Genomic DNA, 20,993 nt, shown 5'->3' on the forward strand with positions numbered 1-20,993 from the left:
GGCGGCATGAGCGCATACGTATTCCATTTCGGTGGCGGCGCCACGAACGCAGACGCCCGCTCGCGCGACAAGACCATCACCGGCGGCAAGGGTGCAAACCTCGCGGAAATGGCCGGCATCGGTCTTCCAGTGCCCCCCGGCTTCACGATCAGCACCGAAGTCTGCACGGCCTACAACGCCGCAGGCAAGGCGTTCGACGACGACTTGCGTGCCGGTGTCGCCAATGGCGTTGCGCATATCGAGAAGGCCACCGGCCGCGTGTTCGGCGACCCCGCCAACCCGCTGCTCGTCTCGGTCCGCTCGGGCGCGCGCGTCTCGATGCCGGGCATGATGGACACCGTGCTCAACCTGGGCCTCAACGATACGACGGTCGAAGGCCTCGCCACCGGCTCTGGCGACGCGCGCTTCGCGTGGGACAGCTACCGCCGGTTCATCCAGATGTATTCTGACGTGGTGCTCGGCCTCGATCATCACCGCTTCGAAGATGCGCTCGAGATCGCCAAGGAAGACAACGGCTTCTTCGCCGATGTCGAGATGGGAGCCGAGCATTGGCAGGGCCTCGTCGCCGAATACAAGGCGATCGTTGCGGAGGAACTCGGCCGTCCGTTCCCGCAGGACGTGCACGAACAGCTCTGGGGCGCGATCGGCGCGGTATTCGATTCGTGGGAATCAGACCGGGCCAAGGTCTATCGCCGCCTCAACGCGATCCCGCATGACTGGGGCACCGCGGTCAACGTCCAGGCCATGGTCTTCGGCAATATGGGCGAGACTTCGGCCACAGGCGTTGCCTTCACCCGCGATCCCGCAACCGGCGAACGCGCCTACTACGGCGAATGGCTGGTCAATGCGCAAGGCGAGGACGTCGTCGCCGGCATCCGCACGCCGCAGTATCTGACCAAGGCCGCGCGCGAGCGGGCCGGGGCCAAGCCGCTCTCGATGGAAGAGGCGATGCCCGAGGCCTATGCCGAGCTCGCCCGCGTGTTCGATCTGCTCGAACTTCACTACAAGGACATGCAAGACATCGAGTTCACCGTCGAGCAGGGCAAGCTGTGGATGCTGCAGACCCGCTCAGGCAAGCGCACTGCCAAGGCCGCGCTCAAGATGGCGGTCGACATGGCGAACGAGGGCCTGATTGACGAGGCCACGGCGGTGAAGCGCGTCGATCCCATGGCGCTTGATCAGCTGCTCCACCCCACGCTTGATCCTTCCGCGCCGCGCGAAGTGCTCACGCGCGGCCTTCCGGCCTCGCCGGGCGCGGCAACCGGCATCGTCGTGTTCGATGCCGACAGCGCCGAGCACCGGGCGCAGATGGGCGAGGACGTGATCCTCGTGCGCATCGAAACCAGCCCCGAAGACATTCACGGCATGCACGCCGCCAAGGGCGTGCTCACCGCGCGCGGCGGCATGACCAGCCACGCCGCCGTTGTCGCGCGCGGCATGGGCCGCCCTTGCGTCTCGGGCGCCTCGGGCCTTTCGATCGACATGGCGACCCGCACCGCGCGCATGGGCACGCGCGAGGTGAAGGAAGGCGATGTCATCACACTCGACGGTTCGAACGGTGACGTGATGCTCGGCACCGTGCCAATGGTCGAACCCGAACTGGTCGGCGATTTCGCGATCCTGATGGAATGGGCCGATCAGCACCGCCGCATGAGAGTGCGCGCCAATGCCGAAACCCCGCTCGATTGCCAGGTCGCGCGCCAGTTCGGCGCCGAGGGCGTGGGCCTTTGCCGCACCGAACACATGTTCTTCGATGCGGGTCGTATCTCCCTGGTGCGCCAGATGATTCTGGCCGAGGACGAAGCCACCCGCCGCCGCGCGCTCGATTCGCTCCTCCCCGAGCAGCGCGCCGATTTTACCGCGATTTTCGAGGTCATGGCCGGGCTGCCGGTCACTATCCGCCTCCTCGATCCCCCGCTGCACGAGTTTCTCCCCCACGGCGAGGCCGAGTTTGCCGAGCTTTCCGAAGCGACCGGCCTTGGCGTCGATCACTTGAAGCGCCGCGCGGGCGAGCTCCACGAATTCAACCCGATGCTCGGCCACCGCGGCTGCCGTCTCGGCATCACGTTCCCCGAAATCTACGAAATGCAGGCCCGTGCGATCTTCGAGGCGGCCTGTGATGTCGCGGAAAAGTCGGGCGAGGCAGTTGTTCCGGAAGTGATGATCCCGCTGGTCGCCACCAAGCGCGAGCTCCAGATCCTGCGCGCGCTGGTGGATCGTGCCGCCGAAGCCGTCTTTGCTGAAAAGGGCCGCCGCCTCGAATACCTTGTCGGCACCATGATCGAATTGCCGCGCGCGGCGCTCATGGCGGGCGAGATTGCCGAGGAGGCCAAGTTCTTCTCCTTCGGCACCAACGATCTCACCCAGACCACGCTCGGCGTAAGCCGCGACGATGCCGCTCGCTTCCTCGGGCCCTACGTCGAACAGGGCATCTACCCGCGCGATCCCTTCGTCAGCCTTGATATCGAAGGCGTCGGCCAGCTGGTCGAAATGGCCGCAGTGCGTGGGCGCGAGACCCGGCCCGACATCAAACTTGGCATCTGCGGCGAACATGGCGGCGATCCCGCCTCGATCGCGTTCTGCGAGAAAGTCGGGCTCGATTACGTTTCGGCCAGCCCTTACCGCGTGCCCATCGCGCGGCTCGCGGCAGCGCAGGCGGCTTTGGGGTAATCGGGGCTGCGCGCCCAAATCGGGCTATTGGGCAAGGAAAATGGGGACTGTCCCTATTTTCAGAACTTTGGCGGGCGTACCGCCTTGGCCCAGCCGCTGAGCGTAAGGATCGCAAACCGCTCGGTGACGCGCCCGTCGGCATCGGCCATGCCGGCAAATGCCGCTTCGGCTCTTGCCAGACCAGCCTTGCCCAGAGGCGGCCCGGGCCGCGCGAGGCAATTGCCAAGGCCCTGTGCCCTCAGATCGGCGACGAGGCGGCGAAGGCTCCCGTAGCGTACGTTGAGCATCCGGCTGTCGCTCATCGGCTCGGCAAAGCCGCAGCGCTGGAGAAGATCGCCGCCGGCACGCACATCGACCTGGGGGTGGAGCCGCGCGGCGGGGCGATCGCCATCGGTTTCGGTCATGATGGCGCGCAGGGCAGGGACGGTGCCCGCGCCGCACAAGCTCATCACCGCCAGGCCGCCCGGCGCCAGCGCACGGCGGATATGGAGCATGGCGCCCGGCAGATCGTTGACTGTGCCGAGCGTGCCAAGCTGGGCGATGAGGTCGAAGCCCTGTTCGGGAAAGGGCTGCTCCTCGTCGATGGGGACCTCGTCCGCGAGGAGCGCGGGATCGGCGCGCACCACGGTGCAGCCACGCGCGGCGAGTGCCTCGGCGAGGCGGCCAGTCGTATCGCCGACGACCAGCGCGCGCACCGGTTCGTGGCGCAGGAAGGCGAGCCGGTCGAGCACATCCTCGGCCATATCCTCGGCCAGGAAGCGCGGTGCATCCGGCCGGCGTTCAAGCGCGCGCATCCGTTGCCGCTGGGCACGGCGACGGGTTGGCGCAAAGATCGTCGGGGGAGAAGCACTGGCCATCGCCTCCGCCCCTGCCGCGCGGCGCGCGCCTTGCCAAGCCCCCAAGCGCCCCTTGCCAATCGCGGCGCGCCGGGCGAAACTTCGCGCCATGGCAAAGCCCGCATTTCTGGCCCCCCTGATCGATCTGGTCTTCCCCCCGCGCTGCCCGCTTTGCGGCGATGCGCTGGCGCAGCAGGGCGGCCTGTGTGCCACATGCTGGAACAAGCTGGCCGTGCCCGGCGAGCCCGCCTGCAGTGCATGCCAGCGTCCGCTGCCAGACAGCATGGTTCGCGATGGCGAAGTGCTTTGCGCGCCCTGCATGGCAAGCCCGCCGCGCCACGCCGGGATCGCGGCGGCAACGCTTTACAACGAAGCCTCGCGCGAGTTGGTTCTGGCGTTCAAGCGCGGCAAGCGAATCGCGCTGGCAGACCTGCTTTCGCGGCTCATGGTGCGGAGCCTGCCGGTGCTTGAGGGCGAATGGCTGGTCGTGCCGGTGCCGCTCCATCGCTGGCGGCTGTGGGAGCGCGGGTTCAACCAGTCGGCGCTGCTCGCCGCGCGCATTGCGCAAGCCATCGGGCAGCCGCTCGTGGTCGACGCGCTGGAGCGCACCCGGCGCACGCCCTCGCTTGGCGGGCTGGGCCGGCGCGCGCGGGCCGAGGCGCTGCGCGGCGCGATTGCGGCGCATGGCTCTCGCGCGGCGCGGCTCAAGGGGGCGAAAGTGCTGCTGGTAGACGATGTCATGACCAGCGGGGCGACGACCGATGCCTGCCTTGCCGCGCTGCGCAAGGCAGGCGCAGCCGAGGTGCGGATCGCCTGCTTTGCGCGGGTCCTGGACGAAGCGCTCGATCACGCGGGGCCGGATGACCGCTCGCTGGCTGCCTGAGGGAGGGCAAACGGAACCGGGAACTCAAACGGAAACGCCCGGAGCTTGCGCTCCGGGCGTGCCCGTGACGATCCCTGATCGGCAAGTGTCCATTCCTGCCGCGGCCACCCCTGATGACCTTTTGCGGCGGATGGCGTCTCCACGCCGGAACTTTCGGGTTTCCCGGATCGCAGTGCCCTTCGGTTTTTCACCGGAAGCGGCGCCGCCATCGGGCCCCATGAATACCCTCAAAAACAACCCTGAACTCTGGCCATTAAGCCTTTGCCCGAACTGACGCCCGGTGCAATTGCAGCTCCCTCAAGCCGCAAGTGTTTCTTCGGCGATTGCGGGGCAAGGGGGAAGGCCCATGTGTGGCCCCCATGGATTTTGACCGGTGCATGTGGTTATCGTGCAACAAAACGACACTGTGCGGCATCATCAAGCGAAAGGCCCGTCTCATTTCCACGCAATCTCCCGCAACCGATGCCGAAACTGATATGCGCGAGCAGGGCGCGGTGTTCATGCCGCGCTTCGATTCTGCCGGCCTCGTCACTGCCGTTGCGGTCGATCATGCCAGCGGCCGTCTGCTGATGCTGGCGCATATGGATGCCGAGGCGATCGCGGCGACGCGCCGGACGGGCCTTGCGCATTTCCACTCGCGCTCGCGAGGGCGGCTGTGGATGAAGGGCGAGACCTCGGGCCATGTGCTCAAGGTGATCGAGATCCGTGTCGATTGTGATCAGGACGCGCTGGAGCTCAGGGTCGAGCCGGCGGGGCCGGCCTGCCACACTCTGGCACCAAGCTGCTTCTACCGCAGGCTCGATGCTTCGGGCGCGTTGGAGCGGATCGAAGGTTGACGCTTACGTAAAGGGTAGTTAGTTCGCGAAACATGTCCTCGCGTCCTCTTTCCACGAGTCCGGACCATGCGACGCCCGCGCCGATGCGCCGGGCGCGCCCAGGCAGCAGCGGCGATCACACCGGCCACTTGCATCAGCCCGATGCGCTGGCCCGCGAGCAGTTCACGATCTCCGATCTTTCGACCGAGTTCGGTGTCACCGCGCGGGCGCTGCGTTTCTATGAGGACGAGGGGCTGATATCGCCGACACGCTCGGGCCTGTCGCGGATCTATTCCAAGCGCGACCGGGCGCGCTTGGCCTGGATCATGCGCGCCAAGAACGTCGGTTTCAGTCTGTCCGAAATCCGCGACATGATCGACTTGTACGATCTGGGCGACGGCCGGGCGAAGCAGCGCCGCGTCACGATCGACAAGTGCCGCGAGCGGATCGGCAACCTCAAGCGCCAGCAGGCCGATATCAATGCGACGATTGCTGAGCTGACCAGTTTCGTCGCGCTGCTGATCGAGCGTGAGAAGCTTGAAGGCCGCAGCGTAGATCCGGAATAATCCCCGAGAGGAACAGCCCATGCCCGTGTTTCAGGCCCCGACGCGCGACACCCGCTTCGTCGTCAACGAACTGCTCGATCTCGAAAGCTATGGCCATCTGCCGGGCTTTGCGGCAGCAACCCGCGATCTGACGGACAGCGTGATCGAAGAAGCCGGGCGCTTCGTGAACGAGGTTGTCGCCCCGCTCAACCTCTCGGGCGACCGCGAGGGCTGCACCCGCCATCCCGACGGCAGCGTGACCACACCCAAGGGCTTCAAGGAGGCCTATGCCCGTTACATCGAGGCGGGTTGGGGCACGCTCGCTGCGCCCGAGGCGCTGGGCGGGCAGGGGCTGCCGCATGTGATGGGCTTTGTGATGGAGGAGTACCTCGCCAGCGCCAACCAGGCCTTCGCGATGTATCCCGGTCTGGCCAACGGCGCGATTTCGGCGCTCGTGTCGAAGGGCTCGCCCGAGCAGCAGGCCAAGTATCTGCCCAAGATGGTGAGCGGCGAATGGCTCGGCACCATGAACCTGACCGAGCCGCATTGCGGCACCGATCTCGGCCTGATCCGCACCCGCGCTGAGCCGCAGGCGGACGGGTCCTATAGCATCACAGGCACCAAGATCTTCATCTCGGCAGGCGATCATGACCTGTGCGAGAACATCATCCATCTCGTGCTGGCCAAGACTCCGGGTGCGCCGGAATCGAGCAAGGGCATCTCGCTCTTCATTGCGCCCAAGTTCATCGTCAACGCGGATGGCTCGCTGGGTGAGCGCAATGCCGTCTCGGTCGGCGCGATCGAGCACAAGATGGGTATTCACGGCAACGCGACCTGCGTGATGAACTATGACGGCGCCAAGGGCTGGCTCGTCGGCGAGGAGAACAAGGGCCTCGCCGCGATGTTCATCATGATGAACGCGGCGCGCCTCGGCGTCGGCATCCAGGGCCTCGCGCAGGCGGAAGCTTCATACCAGAACGCGGTGCTTTATGCGCAGGAGCGCCGCCAAGGCCGCGCGCTGACGGGCCCGGCGGAGCCCGGACAAAAGGCCGATCCGCTGCTCGTGCACCCCGACGTGCGGCGCATGCTGATGGATGCCAAGATGTTCATCGGCGGCATGCGCGCGCTGTGCCTCTGGGGCGCGCTGCAAGTCGATCTCTCGCACAAGGCCGCGACCGAGGAAGAGCGGCAGGAAGCCGACGACCTCATCAGCCTGCTCACCCCCGTGATCAAGGGCTACGGCACCGACATGGGCTACAAGACCGCGACCGACATGCAGCAAGTCTGGGGCGGACACGGCTATATCGCCGAGAACGGCATGGACCAGTTCGTGCGCGATGCGCGGATCGCGATGATCTATGAGGGTGCCAACGGCGTGCAGGCGATGGACCTTGTCGGCCGCAAGCTCGCGCTTAATGGCGGCCGCGCGATCCAGCGGCTCTTCGCGATCATTGATGCCGAATGCGCCGAGGAAAGCGCAGACCAGACCGTGACGCTGGTCGCTGAACGGCTCGCCAAGGCAGCCGCGCACCTCAAGGCGGCAACCATGTGGTTCATGCAGCACGGTATGGCCGACCGCAACGCGATCGGCGCCGGCGCCTATGCCTACATGACGCTGACCGGCGTGGTCTCGCTTGGCCTGATGTGGCTGCGCATCGCCAAGGTTGCGGCCAAGGCGCTGGGTGCCGAGGGTGCGGACAACGCCTTCTACGAGGCCAAGCTGCTCTGCGCCAAGCATTGGGCGCTGCGCTTTGCCCCGCAGGCAGGTTCGCTGCGCTATGAAGTCGAAGCGGGCGCGGAGACGGTAATGGGGCTGACGGCGGAGCAGTTCGCCGCCTGAGCCGACTTGCTCAATCCTCGCGCACCGCAAAATCGGCCGGGGCCTCGCCTCGCCGGGCGCGGGCGTCCATTTCGGCATAGGCGCGTTCGAGGTTGCGGGCCTGCCGCCGGGGGTCGAACAGCCGCGATCCCGGCACTGCCTCGCGCAGCCGTGCGCGTAGCGCGGCGCGCCGGGCCGGGTCGCTGGCGAGTTCGATGGCCAGCGCCTTGTACTGCGCTGGAGACAGCGCGATCAGCTCTCCCAGCCCCGAAGCCGTCAGCAGGCTGGCGCCGACCCTGCTGGCGAACGTCCGCCCTGGCAGCGTGATCAGCGGCAACCCTGCACGCAACGCGTCGCTTGCGGTCGTGTGGGCGCCGCAAGGAAACGTGTCGAGAAACAGGTCGGCATGCGCGAGCCGGGCCAGATGCGCCGCGCGCCCGAGGAAGTCTGCAAAGACCAACCGTTCGCGCGGGATGCCGTGTGCGGCTGCCTCCTGCACAAGATTTTCGCGCGCACGCTGCTGGTCAACCCATAGCCACAGGACGCTGTCCGGCACAGCGGCCATGATCTCCAGCCAGAGCGCGAACACTTCGGGCGTGATCTTGTAGTTGGCATTGAAGCAGCAAAGAATGGCCCCGGTCTCGGGCAGATTGTGATCGGCGCGCGATCCTTGCGGTGCGGCAGGCTCGGCAAGGCGGCAATTGGCCTGATAGCTTGGTGGAAGCAGCGCGAGGGCCTCGGCAAATGCGTCACGCTCCACTGGCGGGTTCGTGACCGGGTCGCCGATGAAATAGTCCATGAACGGTGCGGGCAGGGTTCCCGGATAGCCAAGATAGCTGGCCTGCACAGGGGCCGCGCGTGCTGCAAAGATCCCCGGTCGCCCGCCGGCCGTAAGCCCTTTGAGGTCCACCGCGACGTCGATCTGCAGCGAACGGACAAGCTCGGCAATCGCGCTGTCTGAGTGTTCGCGCACGTCGATGAAGCGTGCGCACGCGGCCGCCGCCCGCTCGCGCCAGACATCGCCGGCCGGCACGCCATAACTCATCGCGGTCAGCTCGACATGCCCGGCATCGTGGCAATCCAGCACGTCGGCGAGGAGATACATTGTCGCGTGATCATGGAAGTCCGCGGAAAGGTAAGCCACGCGCAGCCGTTTGCCGGGGGGATGCGGTGCCGGCCGTGCCGAAACGCGCGGGTAGGTCTGCGCAAGGAAACGCGCCGCAGCCGCGCGCTGCACGGCGGGTTCGTCAGTCAGAGGCAGGAGCACAAAGGGCACGACGTCCGTGGTTCCAGCCGTCACCCCGCTGACCACGGCATCCCGCGCGGCGGCGAAACCCTTCCAGTCATTGAAGCGCAGCCGCAGTTCGAGAATCTGGCTTTCCACATAAGGTAAGGTCGGATCGAGTATCTGCGTTTGCAGGAATGCCGCCAGCGCCTCCTCGAGTCGCCCGGTGTGGCGCAGTTGCCAGCCCCGGTTCAGATGGGCGAGTGCGTCGCTCGGATTGCAGACGAGCGCGCGGTCGAACGCCGCCAGCGACTCATCACCGCGCCCGAGTTGTTGCAGCGCCCGCCCCCGCAAGTTGTGCGCCGGGCCGAGTTCCGGCGCGAGCCCGAGCGCGCGCTCGCAGCAGGCCAGCGCGGCTGCCGCATCGCCGAGCTGCCAATGCATTGCGCCTGCACCGTAATGCGCCTGAGCGCGTGCCGGATCATGCGCCGCAAGCGCGGTGAATGCTGCCAGAGCCTCGCCGTGACGACCGGCACCGGCCAGTTCTTCGGCCTGGGCGAAGAGGCTCTCGGCCGCCTGCATGCGGTAGGCCGAGGCGAGAGCATGGCCGGGCTGGATAGCCAGCGCGGTATCGAAGCTCGCCAGCGCATCGGCAAACCGGGCGAGTTGGCCGAGTGCAAGCCCGCGGTTGGCAAGGGCATCGGCATGTCGAGGGTCAAGTGCAATGGCCCGCTCGAAGCTCGTCAGCGCGTCCTGCGTGCGGCCGATTTGCGAGAGAGCAATGCCCCGGTTGTTGTGCGCGCCGACAAGCTTGGGGTCGGCGCGCAGCGCTTCATCATAGGCGGAAAGCGCCTCTGGAAGGCGTCCCGACCGATGCAATGCAAGCCCCGCCGCAAACCGGCTCTGCGCCGAGCCGCCCCCGCGCTTCATTGCCTCGACTCCTGCCGTCCCCGCTTACTCCGGCAGGAAGTCCGGCACCGAGAGATAGCGCTCGCCGGTGTCGTAGTTGAAGCCGAGCACGCGGCTGCCAGCAGGCAGTTCCGGCAGTTTCTGGGCGATGGCGGCGAGCGTAGCGCCCGAACTGATGCCGACGAGCATGCCTTCCTCACGCGCGGCGCGGCGGGCCCATTCCTTGGCATCGGCCGGATCGACCTGGATTGCGCCGTCGATGGCCTGGGTGTGGAGGTTGCCCGGGATGAACCCGGCGCCGATGCCCTGGATCGGGTGCGGTGCGGGCTGGCCACCTGAGATGACCGGCGATAGCGTGGGTTCGACCGCCCAGGCCTTCATTGCGGGCCAGTGGCCTTTCAGCATCTCGGCGCAGCCCGTCAGGTGCCCGCCGGTGCCGACGCCGGTGATCAGCGCGTCGATCGGCGCATCGGCGAAGTCTGCAAGGATTTCCGCAGCGGTGGTCCGCACGTGGACGGCGACGTTGGCCGGATTGTCGAACTGCGCGGGCATCCATGCACCCGGGGTCTGCTCCACGATCTCGAGCGCGCGGGCAATGGCGCCCTTCATTCCCTTCTCGCGGGGCGTAAGGTCGAACGTCGCCCCATAGGCCAGCATCAGCCGCCGCCGCTCGAGCGACATCGATTCGGGCATGACGAGCACGAGCTTGTAGCCTTTGACCGCCGCCACCATGGCAAGGCCGATGCCGGTGTTGCCCGAAGTCGGCTCGACGATGGTGCCGCCGGGCTGGAGGCTGCCGTCGGCTTCCGCCGTCTCTATCATGGCCAGCGCGATGCGGTCCTTGATCGAGCCGCCGGGATTGGTCCGTTCGCTCTTCACCCATACCTCGTGGTCGGGAAACAGGCGGGAGAGGCGAATGTGCGGGGTATTGCCGATGGTGGCGAGGATATTGGCCGCTTTCATGTCGCTTCCTTCTGGTGAAGTGTCTTGTCTGCAAATGTGCGCACGAGCCTGAGTTCGGGGAACCAGACCGCCCACAGCGCGGTTACGATTATCGCACCGACGCCGCCGAATACAACCGCGCCGGTGGCCCCGAGCAGCGCCGCGGCAACGCCTGACTGCATTTCGCCCAGTTCATTCGAGGCCGAAATGGCAAGGCCCGAAATCGCCGAAACGCGCCCGCGCACCGCATCGGGCGTGTGCAACTGGACCAGCGTGTTGCGGATAAACACCGAGACCATGTCCGCCGCACCCAGCGCGGCGAGCATCAGCAGTGAGAGCGCATAGTCGCGGCTGAAGCCGAAACCGATGGTTGCCACGCCGTAGATCGCCACTGCGATCAGCATCTTGGCACCAACCCCGCTCTCGATGGGTTTGCGCGCCAGGAGCAGCGCGACGAGCACTGCGCCTGCGCCGGGCGCCGCGCGCATCAGGCCAAGCCCGTTCGCGCCTACCGGATGCCCGCCGACCATGAGGATATCGCGCGCATAAACCGGCAGCAGTGCAGTCGCGCCGCCAAGCAGCACGGCGAAGAGATCGAGCGTGACGCAGCCGAACAGGAAGCGGTCGTGCCACACGAAGCTGAGTCCGCCGACAAGTTGCGAGAAGGGATGCGCGCGCTTGTTCTCGGCCGGAGGGGGCAGGGGACGGATGCGGAAGACTAAGAGCGTCGCGAGACCGAGCAGCACGGCGGAAATGCCGTAGGGCAGCGCCGGGGCTTGCGCGAAGAGCAGGCCCGCAATCGCAGGGCCGCCGACCGAGCCGGTTTGCCAGGCCATGGAATTGATTGCCACCGCGCGCGGCATCAGCCGGACGGGCACGACATTGGGCGCGATCGAGGCCATGGCGGGGCCGATGAACACGCGCGCCGTGCCATGCAGCGCGCCGAGCGCGAACAGCAGCGGCAGATTGAGATGGCCCGCCTGTGTCGCCGCCATCAGAACAAGCGCCACGACCATGTCGATGGCGTTGGCCAGGCCCGCTACTAGCCGCCGGTCGAACCGGTCCGCCACGAGCCCCGCGACAGGGGTAAGCAGCAGCACCGGCAGGAACTGCGCAAGGCCAAGCAGGCCCAGCTGGAACGCAGCCGCGCCGATGCTCATGCCATATTGGCTACGCGCGACGTCGTAGAGCTGATAGCCCAGCACCACGACCATGCCTGTCGTCGCGAAAACCGAAAGGAACCGGGCCAGCCAGAAGCGGCGATAATCCGGAATATCCAGCGGCGAGCGCGGTTCGTCTGCGGTCGTGTTCACGCCGCCGGGCATGGCAGCGCCGCGCCTGCTTGCCAAGCAAGCAAAACTAGCGCGCGCCCCAAATCTTCGAGGGTCCCTAGATTTTGAGCGTCGCCGTAAGTCGAACATCGCGCCCGGCGATGGGCACGAAGTCGCGCGTTTCCGAGGTCGCGAGGCGGCCGACCGTGTCGAGCAGGTTCTCGCCCGAAAGGATCAGTGTCAGAGCCCCGTTCTTGCCAAACGGCCGCCAGGTGAGATTGGCGTTGACGAGTGTGTAGCCATCCACCCGGGTCTCGTATGTCGTGACGCGGTCCTGCCGGGCGTGGACGATCGCCTCGGCATTTGCACCGAAGCGATCGGATTCGAAGGTGATCCCACCGCGTACGCGCAAGGGCGGGATGCGCGGGGCTGGGCCGAAGCCGGTAAGTTCGGCGTGCACATAGTCCACCGCGCCTTCCAGCGAGAGCGAGCGGCCATCGTCCCAGGCAAGCGCCTTCCACGATCCTTCCGCCTCGAACCCGCGGAACTTCGCCGGCAGCTGGATATACTGATAGACTGGTGCACCCTCGATCCGTGTGCCGGTGGGCACGGGGGCGATGAAGTTGCTGAAGTCGGTCGCATAGGCTGTGAAGGCCCCGGCGAGGCGGTCGCTGTGAAAGCGCAGGCCAGCCTCGACCGTGTTGCTGCGCTCGATGCGGAAAGCCGGATTGCCGCGTTCGTAGGACTGCGTCGCATCGTGCAGGCCGTCGATAAACAGCTCCTCGGCGGTCGGCGCACGCTCGCCATGCGTGGCAGACAGGCTCAGCGTCACGCTTTCGACCGGGTGCCAGGCAAGACCCGCGCCTGCGGCGAGCAAGTTGAAGCTGCGCGCCGCAAGGCCTTTGGGCTGGACCGCGACATGTTCGAGCCGCGCGCTGCCTTCCAGATCGACCGGGCCGAGCGAAAGCTGCTGGCGAGTGAAACCGGCGATGCGGTCGGTGATCGAGTTGGGCAGGAGCGGCTCACCCACAATTCGGAAATTGCGGGTGCTGAACTGCAAGCCGCTTTCGCCGCGCCACCCGCCATGCCGTGCCTGGGTCAGCACTAGGCGCGATTCGATGGCGGAATTGAAGAAGCGCGTGCCAGCCTCCCCGTCATGAATCTCGGCATGGGTGTAATCGCCATAAGCGACGCGCGCCTCGATCCGCTCGAGGAAACCGCCGAGATTGAGCCCGCCGCGCAGATCAAAGCGTGTCTGGCGCACCGAGAGTGATACCGACTCGGGAGCTTCGGGCGAGGGGCGGGGCGGAATCCCGTAATCGCTGGTCAGCCGCTGGACGGAAAGGCCGAGCGTGCCGCCACTGTCGATGAAGGCAAGGCCTGCGCCCAGCGAGGTGCCGCGCGCCCACGAATTGGTGAGGCGCCCGCGAGCGTCGAGCCCGGCGGTGAGGTTTGCCGCACCCGCAGCATCGCCATCGGCCGTCAGCATCTCCGCTTCGGCCCGCAGCCGCGCGCGCAAGGGATCGGACACGACGTCGCCGCCGATGCGGACATCGCCGGCGCGGTTGTAGGATGCGTCGAAATGCGCGGCCAGCCGGGGGGCCAGCGCAAGATCGACCGCGCCGCCGAGGTTCACCGCATCGGCTGCAGTTCCGTAGGCCGCAAGCGCGTTCACCGCGACCGGCTTGTCAGGCACGCGGCGGGGGATGCGCCGGTCAAGCGCATTGACCGCGCCGCCCGCCGGATCGGCGGCATAGAGCAGGACCTCGGGCCCATGCAGCACGTCGATCTGTTCGACATTGAGCGTATCGATGGCCACGCCGTGATCGGCCGAGACCGAGGACGCATCAAGCGAGCCGAGCCCGTCGGTGAGGACCTGGACGCGCGGACCGTCGAAGCCGCGCAGGACTGGTCGGGAGGCGCCAGGGGCAAAGCCGCTGGTCGAGACGCCGGGAACGTGGGCGAGTACGTTGCCGATCTGTGCAGCGGCGCGGCGGGCCAGATCCTCGCCGCCGATCACCACCGGCGCGACGATCGCGTCGCGGTCACCCGAGATCAGGCGGCCGGTGACGACGATCGGCGGGTGGCCTGCCTCGTCGGGCTGTGCTGTATTGATCTGGCCGCCCTGCGGGGGTGGGGCGGCGGCGGGGAGCGCTCCCGCAGGCGGGGCAGTTTCCGGAGTCGCAAGGGCGGGCGAGGCGCAAACGAGGAGAAGCGCACCGAGCGCGGTGCTGGAAAGCAGGGAAGGCATTGACATTCATGGCACCCGAAATAGTCGATCGGGAGGCGCAATAGCGTGATGATATAATATATCAATAGCCAGATGGCGAAATGTGTACCTGATGTGCCGGACCTGCGTCGAAGCGCCCCCGTCAGCGGTTGCGCTGAAGCCGCGGGTTGGGCTGCATCGCCTTGATCATCATCAGGAAATCATCGTTCCGGAGAATGCGTTCGAACTGGAACCCGGCCCGCAAGCCGTCGCTCCAGACGAGGAAAGCCTCGATTCGGCCGATGTGCTGGAGGCGAATGGTGATGCGCTCGCCTCGCTGGAGGTTGAGTTCACCCTTGACCATGAAGCCGGTGGTCGAGACGTTGATAACGTGCATCATCACGTCACCGAGCCGACGATGCTCGCCGATCAGGGGAAGGTCGACCGGGTGGCGGTTGGAAAGCCGCTGATCGGTGACAGAAAGCTGGGCGCCGCTGGCCATTGTCGCTCCTCGTGATGGTCAAGCACGAGTGGTTCTGGCGGGAATTGGCTGATATTTCGTAAAGGACCGGCACAGTCTTGCCGGTTGCCGGAAAGGAATTGCCGCCATTCTGGCAGGAGTTTGCCGTCAGGCGGGGCGCAACACGCCATGCTTTTTCTTGCCCGAGGACACGCGGATTTCCCGGCCATCCAGCGCGACCATGTGGGTCTCGTCGGTCACAGTCTCACCTTCGACGCGCGCCCCGCCGCCTGCAATCAGCCGCTTGGCCTCGCCCCGGCTCGCCGCAAAACCAAGGCCAATGAGCGCATCGATCAGCGCGATGCCGCCTTCGGGGCAGGCTAGCGATGGCAGGTCTTGCCCAACTCCGCCTCCTGCAAAGGTCGCCGCTGCAGTCGCCTCAGCCGCCGACGCCGCTTCGGCCCCGCGCACCAGGGTGGTCACTTCGTTGGCAAGGACGACCTTTGCCGCGTTGATCTCGCTGCCGCCGAGCGATTCGAGGCGGGCGATCTCGTCCAGTGGGAGGTCGGTGAACAGGCGCAGGAAGCGGCCGACGTCGCGGTCATCGACATTGCGCCAGTACTGCCAGAAGTCCCAGGCGGGCAGCGCATCTTCGTTGAGCCAGACCGCGCCGGCTGCCGTCTTGCCCATCTTGGCGCCGTCTGCCGTGGTGAGCAGCGGGGTGGTGAGGCCGAAGACTTCGGTGCTTTCCATGCGCCGGGTCAGCTCGATGCCGTTGACGATGTTGCCCCACTGGTCCGAACCGCCCATCTGCAGCCGGCACCCGGCGGTGAGCGCGAGTTCGCGGAAATCGTAAGCCTGCAGGATCATGTAGTTGAATTCGAGGAACGTCAGCGGCTGCTCGCGTTCGAGCCGCAGCTTGACCGAATCGAAAGTCATCATGCGATTGATCGTGAAATGCGGGCCGACGGTGCGCAGCAGTTCGACATAGCCGAGCGCGCTGAGCCAGGTGTCGTTGTCGACCATGATCGCGTCGGTCGGGCCGTCGCCGAAGGTCAGCAGCTTTTCGAACACGGTGCGGATCGAGGCGATGTTGGCGGCGATATCATCGCTCGTCAGCATCTTGCGGCTCTCGTCCTTGCCGGAGGGGTCGCCCACCTTGGTGGTGCCTCCGCCCATCAGCACGATCGGCTTGTGGCCAGCCTGCTGAAGCCGCCGCAGCATCATGATCTGGACCAGGCTGCCGACGTGGAGCGATGGCGCGGTCGCGTCGAAGCCGATATAGCCCGGCACGATCTGCTTGGCGGCGAGCGCATCGAGGCCCTCGGCATCGGTGATCTGGTGGATATAGCCACGGTCGCCGAGCAGGCGGAGGAGCGAAGAGGTGTACTGCGTCATGACGTGGGCGCGCCTAGCACGAAAGAACGCGGCTTGGAAACGTTCGACCTTATTGCGCACCCTGCGCATCCGCCGCGCGGCGTTACCGGGGTTGCTTCGCGCATTCTTTCGATCGATCCGAATTGGCTCACCCTGCGCTGGAAGGTGGACGGGGCGCAGGCGTTGGTCTTGCCGCCGTTTGCTGGCCGCGCGCGAACGGATGGCTTGTGGCAGACGACCTGTTTCGAGCTCTTCGTGAAGGTGCCGGGCGGGGAAGGGTACGCTGAGTTCAACTTGTCACCCTCCGAACGCTGGGCGGCTTATGATTTTGCGGGGTACCGGGCGGGTGTGGCCGAGCGTGATGTGCCGCGTGCGCCGGTGTGTACGCCGCGGCGGGGCAGTTCGGTGCTGATCTTCGATGCGGCGATCCCGGCTGGCGCGCTGCCGGCGCTGCCCTGGGTCTATGGCTTTACCGCAGTGCTCGAGGAGCAGGGCGGCATCAAGTCCTACTGGGCGATGGCGCACCCGCCGGAAAAGCCCGACTTCCACGATCCGGCTTGCATGGCAGGGCGGCTTGCGGCAGCGGAGAGGGCATGAAGTTCGGTATCGATCGCCTGCTCGCCGACCCGGCGCTGCGTGCGCCGCTTGAAGGGCGCCGCGTCGCCCTTGTTGCCCACCCTGCCTCGGTGACCGAGGGGCTGGTCCATTCACTCGATGCGCTTGCAGCTTGCCCCGGGATCACGATGACCGCCGCGTTCGGGCCGCAGCATGGCCTGCGCGGTGACAAGCAGGACAACATGGTCGAGACCGAGGACTTCATCGATCCGGCGCTTGGTGTGCCCGTGTTCAGCCTCTACGGCGAGGTGCGGCGGCCGACGGCGCGGATGATGGACAGCGCCGATGTCTTCCTGTTCGACCTGCAGGACCTCGGCTGCCGGATCTACACCTTCGTGACGACGCTGCTCTATCTGCTCGAGGCCGCGAGCGGGACGGGCAAGGCGGTGTGGGTGCTCGACCGGCCCAATCCGGCGGGGCGGCCGGTTGAAGGCACCACCTTGCTGCCCGGCTGGGAGAGCTTCGTCGGCGCGGGGCCGATGCCAATGCGGCACGGGCTGACGCTTGGCGAGATAGCCCGCTGGTTCGTGGACCACTTCAAGCTTGACGTGGACTACCGCGTGGTGGCGATGGAGGGCTGGGAGCCGGAAGGGCCCGGCTTCGGCTGGCCGCAGGACCGCATCTGGATCAATCCCTCTCCCAATGCCGCGAGCCTCAACATGGCACGGGCCTATGCCGGCACGGTGATGATCGAAGGCGCCACGCTTTCGGAAGGGCGCGGATCGACGCGGCCGCTGGAAGTGCTGTTCGGCGCACCGGACGTGGATGCCAAGGCCGTGCTGGCCGAGATGAGGGCCTTCGCGCCGGAGTGGCTGGTGGGCTGCAAATTGCGCGAATGCTGGTTCGAGCCGACTTTCCACAAGCATGCCGGCAAGCTCTGCAACGCGCTGATGATCCATGCCGAGGGCGCGTTCTACGATCACCACGCGTTCCGGCCGTGGCGGCTGCAGGCCCTCGCCTTCAAGGCGGTGCGGCGGTTCTATCCGGACTATCCGCTGTGGCGCGATTTTCCGTATGAGTATGTCACCGACAAGCTGGCGATCGATGTGATCAACGGCGGGCCGGGTTTGCGCGAATGGGTGGACAATCCGGCAAGCACGCCGGCCGATCTGGACGCGCTGGCGGGGCCCGACGAGGCGGCATGGGTGAAATCGCGGGCGCGCTTCTTGCTTTATTGAGCGCCCCTAACTCGCATCATGAAAGATGATCCCCGAGGTCTGCCGTTCGCCTGAAAGCACAGTGCTCACCCCGTGCCGCATCGCGGATTTGGACCAGCCGGTGGAGGCGAGGCGGGGCTTGTCGCGGACGGGGATGATCGCGATCTGGCCCTGCCGGATCGGCACGACTTCGACGCGGCTTTGCAGGCGGGGGCGGTTTTCGACGAGGGTCAGCGCGCCGCCGGTGAAGCTGTCGTCCGGGCTCAGCATGATCACGACCTGCAGGGGGAAATGGATCGGGCCGTACAGGTCCTGGTGCAGACAATTGTAGTCGCCTGCGCGGTAGCGCAGCAAGAGCGGGGTGGGGCGCGGCTGGCCGAAGGCGTGGCAGCGGGCGAGGAGCGCTTCGTGGGTGCCTGGCCATATGTCGCTTTGGCCGAGGCGTTCTGACCATGTGTTCGCGATAGCGGCGAGCGGGGGATAGAGCGCGGTGCGCAGGGCGGTCACCACATCTGCCAGGGGATAGGCGAAGTAGCGGTACTCGCCCTTGCCGAAGCCGTGGCGGGCCATGGTGATGGTCGCGCGAAAGAGGCTGTCGTCGTGGTATCCGGCGGCAAGCGCGGCGCAGGTTTCGGCGTCCAGCAGGCGCGAGGTGAGGGCGTAGCCCAAGTCGTCAAGGCTTTGGGCCAGTGTGGTCCAATCGAGCGAGGCAATGGTTTTGGTGAGGGTTTGCATGGGGTCTGGATATCGCAGCAGGGCGCAAGTGGCACCCCGATGCTTGCGATCGAATTCGCCTGGACGAGGCGCAGGCCTTGTCCGGCGTTCTTCGGATACCCCGTCCGGCTTCCACCAAACGGAGGAGGACAAGAAGGGATTTCTCAAGGCAGCGTCACGTTAAGGCTTTTGCTTTAGGGATTTCCACCTGATCGACAATCTGGATGACCTGCGTGACCTGCAACAACTGTGGAACTGCCGGCGCGGAGCATCTGTTCCGGGCCAAGGGCTATGATCTGGTGCGCTGCACCGGATGCGGCCTTGCCTATATTGCCAATCCGCCGGGCGCGGAGGAACTCAAGGTGCTTTATTCGGCCGGAGCTTCCTATCATGCGGCGCTGTGCGATCCTTCGAGCGAGACTTTTGCGACGCAGGACCGGATTGCGGTGCGGCACCTTGCTGAAACGCTGAGGGGCGCGAAGGGCGGGCGGCTGCTCGATGTCGGATGCTCGATCGGCCAGTTTGCGGCGCGGGCGAAAGCGGCCGGGTTTGCCGCGACGGGGCTGGAAATGAACGAATCCAGCGCGGATTTCGCGCGGGGCCACTATGGGCTCGAGGTTGCAGAGGGTACGATCCACGAAGCGCCGCAGGAGGCGGGCTCGCTCGATGTGTTGACGATGTTCGACGTGATCGAGCATGTGCCCGATCCGCTGGGCGATCTGCGCAAGGCTTATGATCTGCTGGCGCCGGGGGGCAAGATCGTGCTTTCAACGCCCAACATCGACGGGCTGTTTCCGAAGCTCTCGCTGCCGCTGGCGAAAAAGCTGGACTATTGGCCGCATCCGGAGCCGCCGTATCACCTCTATCAGTTCTCGGCGAAGACGCTGGGAGCGATGCTGAAGAAGGCGGGCTTTGCGGTAAGCGAGACGCGCAACTTCGCCATCGATCTCGCCTATACCTTTGGACAAGTACAGACCCTGCTCAAGATGCCGAAGCGGCTCGCCTATGCCGGCCTGTTTGCGCCGCTGGCAGCGGTAGGGCCGCTGATCGGGCAGGGCGACTGGATCTATGTGACGGCGCGCAAGGCGGGGTGATTGCCCTGCTGGCGGGTTGACTATCTTGGGCAGACGCCCGACTTTTGGTTCCAGAGGAGACTGGCATGGTCGAGGCAAGATGGAACGGCGCGGTAATTGCGCGCAGCGACGATACGGTCGTGGTTGAGGGCAACCACTATTTTCCGCTTGAGGCGGTGGATGCGGCGGTGCTGAAACCCAGCGCGACGACGAGCATGTGCCCCTGGAAGGGGACGGCGGAGTACTACACGCTGGTGGTTGATGGCGCTGAGAACCGGGATGCGGCGTGGTTCTATGCCGAGCCGAAGGAGAAGGCCGCGGCGATCAAGGGGCGGGTGGCGTTCTGGCGGGGGGTGACGGTGGGGTAAGTTGAAAATACCCCTCCGACCTGCCTTCGGCAGGCCACCTCCCCATTTGTGCTGCGCAAAAATGGGGAGGACCAAGAAGGCTCCTCTCCATTTTCACGAGGTGCAAATGGGAAGGTGGCAGCGCGAAGCGCTGACGGAGGGGTTTACCGCCAAACCGGAACGCGCTTCTCCAGAAACGCTTCGATGCCCTCCGCCGTGTTCTCGTCCATCATGTTCTGCGCCATGACTTCTGCGGCCAGCGCGTAGGCTTCGGCACGGTGCACTTCGCGCTGGGCATAGAACAGCGCCTTGCCGCGGCGGATCGCGTCGGGGCTCTTGGCAGCGATCGTGGCGGCGAGCGTGTCGATCGCGCTGTCGAGCTCGGCGGCAGGGACGGCGTGGTTGATGAGGCCCCAGGTTTCGGCGGTGTGGGCGCTGATGAATTCGCCGGTCACCAGCATTTCGAACGCTGGCTTGGCGGGCACGTTGCGCGTCAGCTCGACCGCAGGCGTGGAGCAGAACAGGCCGACATTGATGCCCGAGACGGCAAAGCGGGCGTCTTCGGACGCGATGGCCAAGTCGCACGCGCCCACAAGCTGGCAACCGGCAGCCGTGGCGATGCCGTGGACACGGGCGATGACGGGGACGGGTAGCGCGACAATGGCTTCCATGACTTCGGCGCAGGCGGCGAAGAGGGTGCGGTAATAGTCGAGGCGGCGGGCCCCGTGCATTTGCCTGAGGTCATGCCCGGCGCAGAAAGCCTTGCCGGCGCCTGAGAGCACGACGCAAGCGATGGTGGGATCAGCTGCAAGGCGGTCCAGCTCTGCCTTCAAGGCCGCAAGGAGGTCTTCGCTCAGCGCGTTGTATTGCTGCGGGCGGTTGAGCGTGAGATCGACGCGGCTGCCGGTGCGGCGGACTTCCAGGATTTCGTTGTCGGACATGGTGCGCCCTCTCCTTGGCTTGTGCGATTGTACGCCTGTGGGGGCGGGGATCAAGTCCGGCAGATTACCCCTCCGTCATCGGCGTCGCCGATGCCACCTCCCCATTTGTGCTGCGCAAAAATGGGGAGGACCGTCCTTGCCCTCCCCATTTTCCCGCAGGGCAAATGGGGAGGTGGCCTGCCGCA

General features: G+C 66.2%; 18 protein-coding genes. 9 read left to right on the forward strand and 9 right to left on the reverse strand.

Features of this window, described 5'->3' with window-relative positions:
• The first annotated feature begins 6 nt into the window (after positions 1–6).
• Positions 7–2,670, forward strand: a complete 2,664-nt coding sequence (gene ppdK, locus WCL10_RS08355; protein ID WP_336895167.1) for a pyruvate, phosphate dikinase — start codon at positions 7–9, stop codon at positions 2,668–2,670.
• Positions 2,671–2,729: 59 nt separating this feature from the next.
• On the opposite strand, the gene WCL10_RS08360 is transcribed toward ppdK, so the two are convergent.
• Positions 2,730–3,527 (reverse strand): methyltransferase domain-containing protein, encoded by a 798-nt coding sequence (locus WCL10_RS08360; RefSeq protein WP_336895241.1) that lies wholly within the window; start codon positions 3,525–3,527, stop codon positions 2,730–2,732.
• Between the two features lie 88 nt (positions 3,528–3,615).
• On the opposite strand from WCL10_RS08360, the gene WCL10_RS08365 reads away from it, so the two are divergent.
• From WCL10_RS08365 to WCL10_RS08380, 4 genes are all read left to right on the forward strand, one after another.
• On the forward strand, positions 3,616–4,389 hold the full coding sequence (locus WCL10_RS08365; RefSeq protein WP_336895168.1) for a ComF family protein: 774 nt from the start codon (positions 3,616–3,618) through the stop codon (positions 4,387–4,389).
• Positions 4,390–4,865: 476 nt separating this feature from the next.
• Positions 4,866–5,225, forward strand: coding sequence for a phosphoribosyl-AMP cyclohydrolase (hisI, locus tag WCL10_RS08370; RefSeq protein WP_336895169.1), 360 nt, complete (start codon positions 4,866–4,868; stop codon positions 5,223–5,225).
• Between the two features lie 83 nt (positions 5,226–5,308).
• On the forward strand, positions 5,309–5,770 hold the full coding sequence (locus WCL10_RS08375; protein ID WP_336895242.1) for a MerR family DNA-binding transcriptional regulator: 462 nt from the start codon (positions 5,309–5,311) through the stop codon (positions 5,768–5,770).
• Positions 5,771–5,789: 19 nt separating this feature from the next.
• Positions 5,790–7,589, forward strand: coding sequence for an acyl-CoA dehydrogenase C-terminal domain-containing protein (locus tag WCL10_RS08380; protein ID WP_336895170.1), 1,800 nt, complete (start codon positions 5,790–5,792; stop codon positions 7,587–7,589).
• 10 nt (positions 7,590–7,599) lie between these two features.
• Here the strand turns inward: WCL10_RS08380 and WCL10_RS08385 are convergent, their stop codons facing one another.
• The 6 genes from WCL10_RS08385 to tyrS all read right to left on the reverse strand — a co-directional run bounded on the left by WCL10_RS08385 (position 7,600) and on the right by tyrS (position 15,982).
• Positions 7,600–9,723: a tetratricopeptide repeat protein gene (locus tag WCL10_RS08385; protein ID WP_336895171.1), complete on the reverse strand. Its 2,124-nt coding sequence runs from the start codon at positions 9,721–9,723 to the stop codon at positions 7,600–7,602.
• A gap of 24 nt (positions 9,724–9,747) precedes the next feature.
• Entirely contained in the window at positions 9,748–10,665 is a 918-nt protein-coding gene (gene cysK / locus WCL10_RS08390) for a cysteine synthase A (protein WP_336895172.1), read from the reverse strand.
• Positions 10,662–11,957 carry an MFS transporter gene (locus WCL10_RS08395; protein WP_336895173.1) on the reverse strand — a complete coding sequence of 432 codons (1,296 nt, stop codon included), beginning with the start codon at positions 11,955–11,957 and terminating at the stop codon, positions 10,662–10,664. The genes cysK and WCL10_RS08395 overlap by 4 nt, the downstream gene beginning before the upstream one ends.
• A 76-nt stretch (positions 11,958–12,033) precedes the next feature.
• Positions 12,034–14,172: a TonB-dependent receptor gene (locus tag WCL10_RS08400; protein ID WP_336895174.1), complete on the reverse strand. Its 2,139-nt coding sequence runs from the start codon at positions 14,170–14,172 to the stop codon at positions 12,034–12,036.
• Positions 14,173–14,287: 115 nt separating this feature from the next.
• Positions 14,288–14,626 (reverse strand): PilZ domain-containing protein, encoded by a 339-nt coding sequence (locus WCL10_RS08405; RefSeq protein ID WP_336895175.1) that lies wholly within the window; start codon positions 14,624–14,626, stop codon positions 14,288–14,290.
• Positions 14,627–14,752: 126 nt separating this feature from the next.
• Positions 14,753–15,982 carry a tyrosine--tRNA ligase gene (tyrS, locus tag WCL10_RS08410; RefSeq protein WP_336895176.1) on the reverse strand — a complete coding sequence of 410 codons (1,230 nt, stop codon included), beginning with the start codon at positions 15,980–15,982 and terminating at the stop codon, positions 14,753–14,755.
• 33 nt (positions 15,983–16,015) lie between these two features.
• Here tyrS and WCL10_RS08415 point away from each other — a divergent pair, with 33 nt between their 5' ends.
• Both WCL10_RS08415 and WCL10_RS08420 read left to right on the forward strand, forming a co-directional pair.
• Entirely contained in the window at positions 16,016–16,558 is a 543-nt protein-coding gene (locus WCL10_RS08415) for a DOMON-like domain-containing protein (RefSeq protein ID WP_336895177.1), read from the forward strand.
• Positions 16,555–17,754, forward strand: coding sequence for a DUF1343 domain-containing protein (locus WCL10_RS08420; RefSeq protein WP_336895178.1), 1,200 nt, complete (start codon positions 16,555–16,557; stop codon positions 17,752–17,754). The genes WCL10_RS08415 and WCL10_RS08420 overlap by 4 nt, the downstream gene beginning before the upstream one ends.
• 6 nt (positions 17,755–17,760) lie before the next feature.
• On the opposite strand, the gene WCL10_RS08425 is transcribed toward WCL10_RS08420, so the two are convergent.
• Positions 17,761–18,468, reverse strand: a complete 708-nt coding sequence (locus WCL10_RS08425) for a 2OG-Fe(II) oxygenase (protein ID WP_336895179.1) — start codon at positions 18,466–18,468, stop codon at positions 17,761–17,763.
• 203 nt (positions 18,469–18,671) lie between these two features.
• Between WCL10_RS08425 and WCL10_RS08430 the strand changes: the two genes are divergently transcribed.
• Together WCL10_RS08430 and WCL10_RS08435 are read left to right on the forward strand one after the other, a co-directional pair.
• Positions 18,672–19,541 carry a class I SAM-dependent methyltransferase gene (locus WCL10_RS08430; protein ID WP_336895180.1) on the forward strand — a complete coding sequence of 290 codons (870 nt, stop codon included), beginning with the start codon at positions 18,672–18,674 and terminating at the stop codon, positions 19,539–19,541.
• A gap of 65 nt (positions 19,542–19,606) precedes the next feature.
• Positions 19,607–19,888, forward strand: coding sequence for a DUF427 domain-containing protein (locus WCL10_RS08435; protein ID WP_336895181.1), 282 nt, complete (start codon positions 19,607–19,609; stop codon positions 19,886–19,888).
• A 143-nt stretch (positions 19,889–20,031) separates the two neighbouring features.
• Here the strand turns inward: WCL10_RS08435 and WCL10_RS08440 are convergent, their stop codons facing one another.
• Positions 20,032–20,808, reverse strand: coding sequence for an enoyl-CoA hydratase (locus WCL10_RS08440; RefSeq protein WP_336895182.1), 777 nt, complete (start codon positions 20,806–20,808; stop codon positions 20,032–20,034).
• Between the last annotated feature and the right edge of the window lie 185 nt (positions 20,809–20,993).

It is taken from the genome of Novosphingobium sp. (genome assembly GCF_037133355.1).
Classification (GTDB): Bacteria; Pseudomonadota; Alphaproteobacteria; order Sphingomonadales; family Sphingomonadaceae; genus Novosphingobium.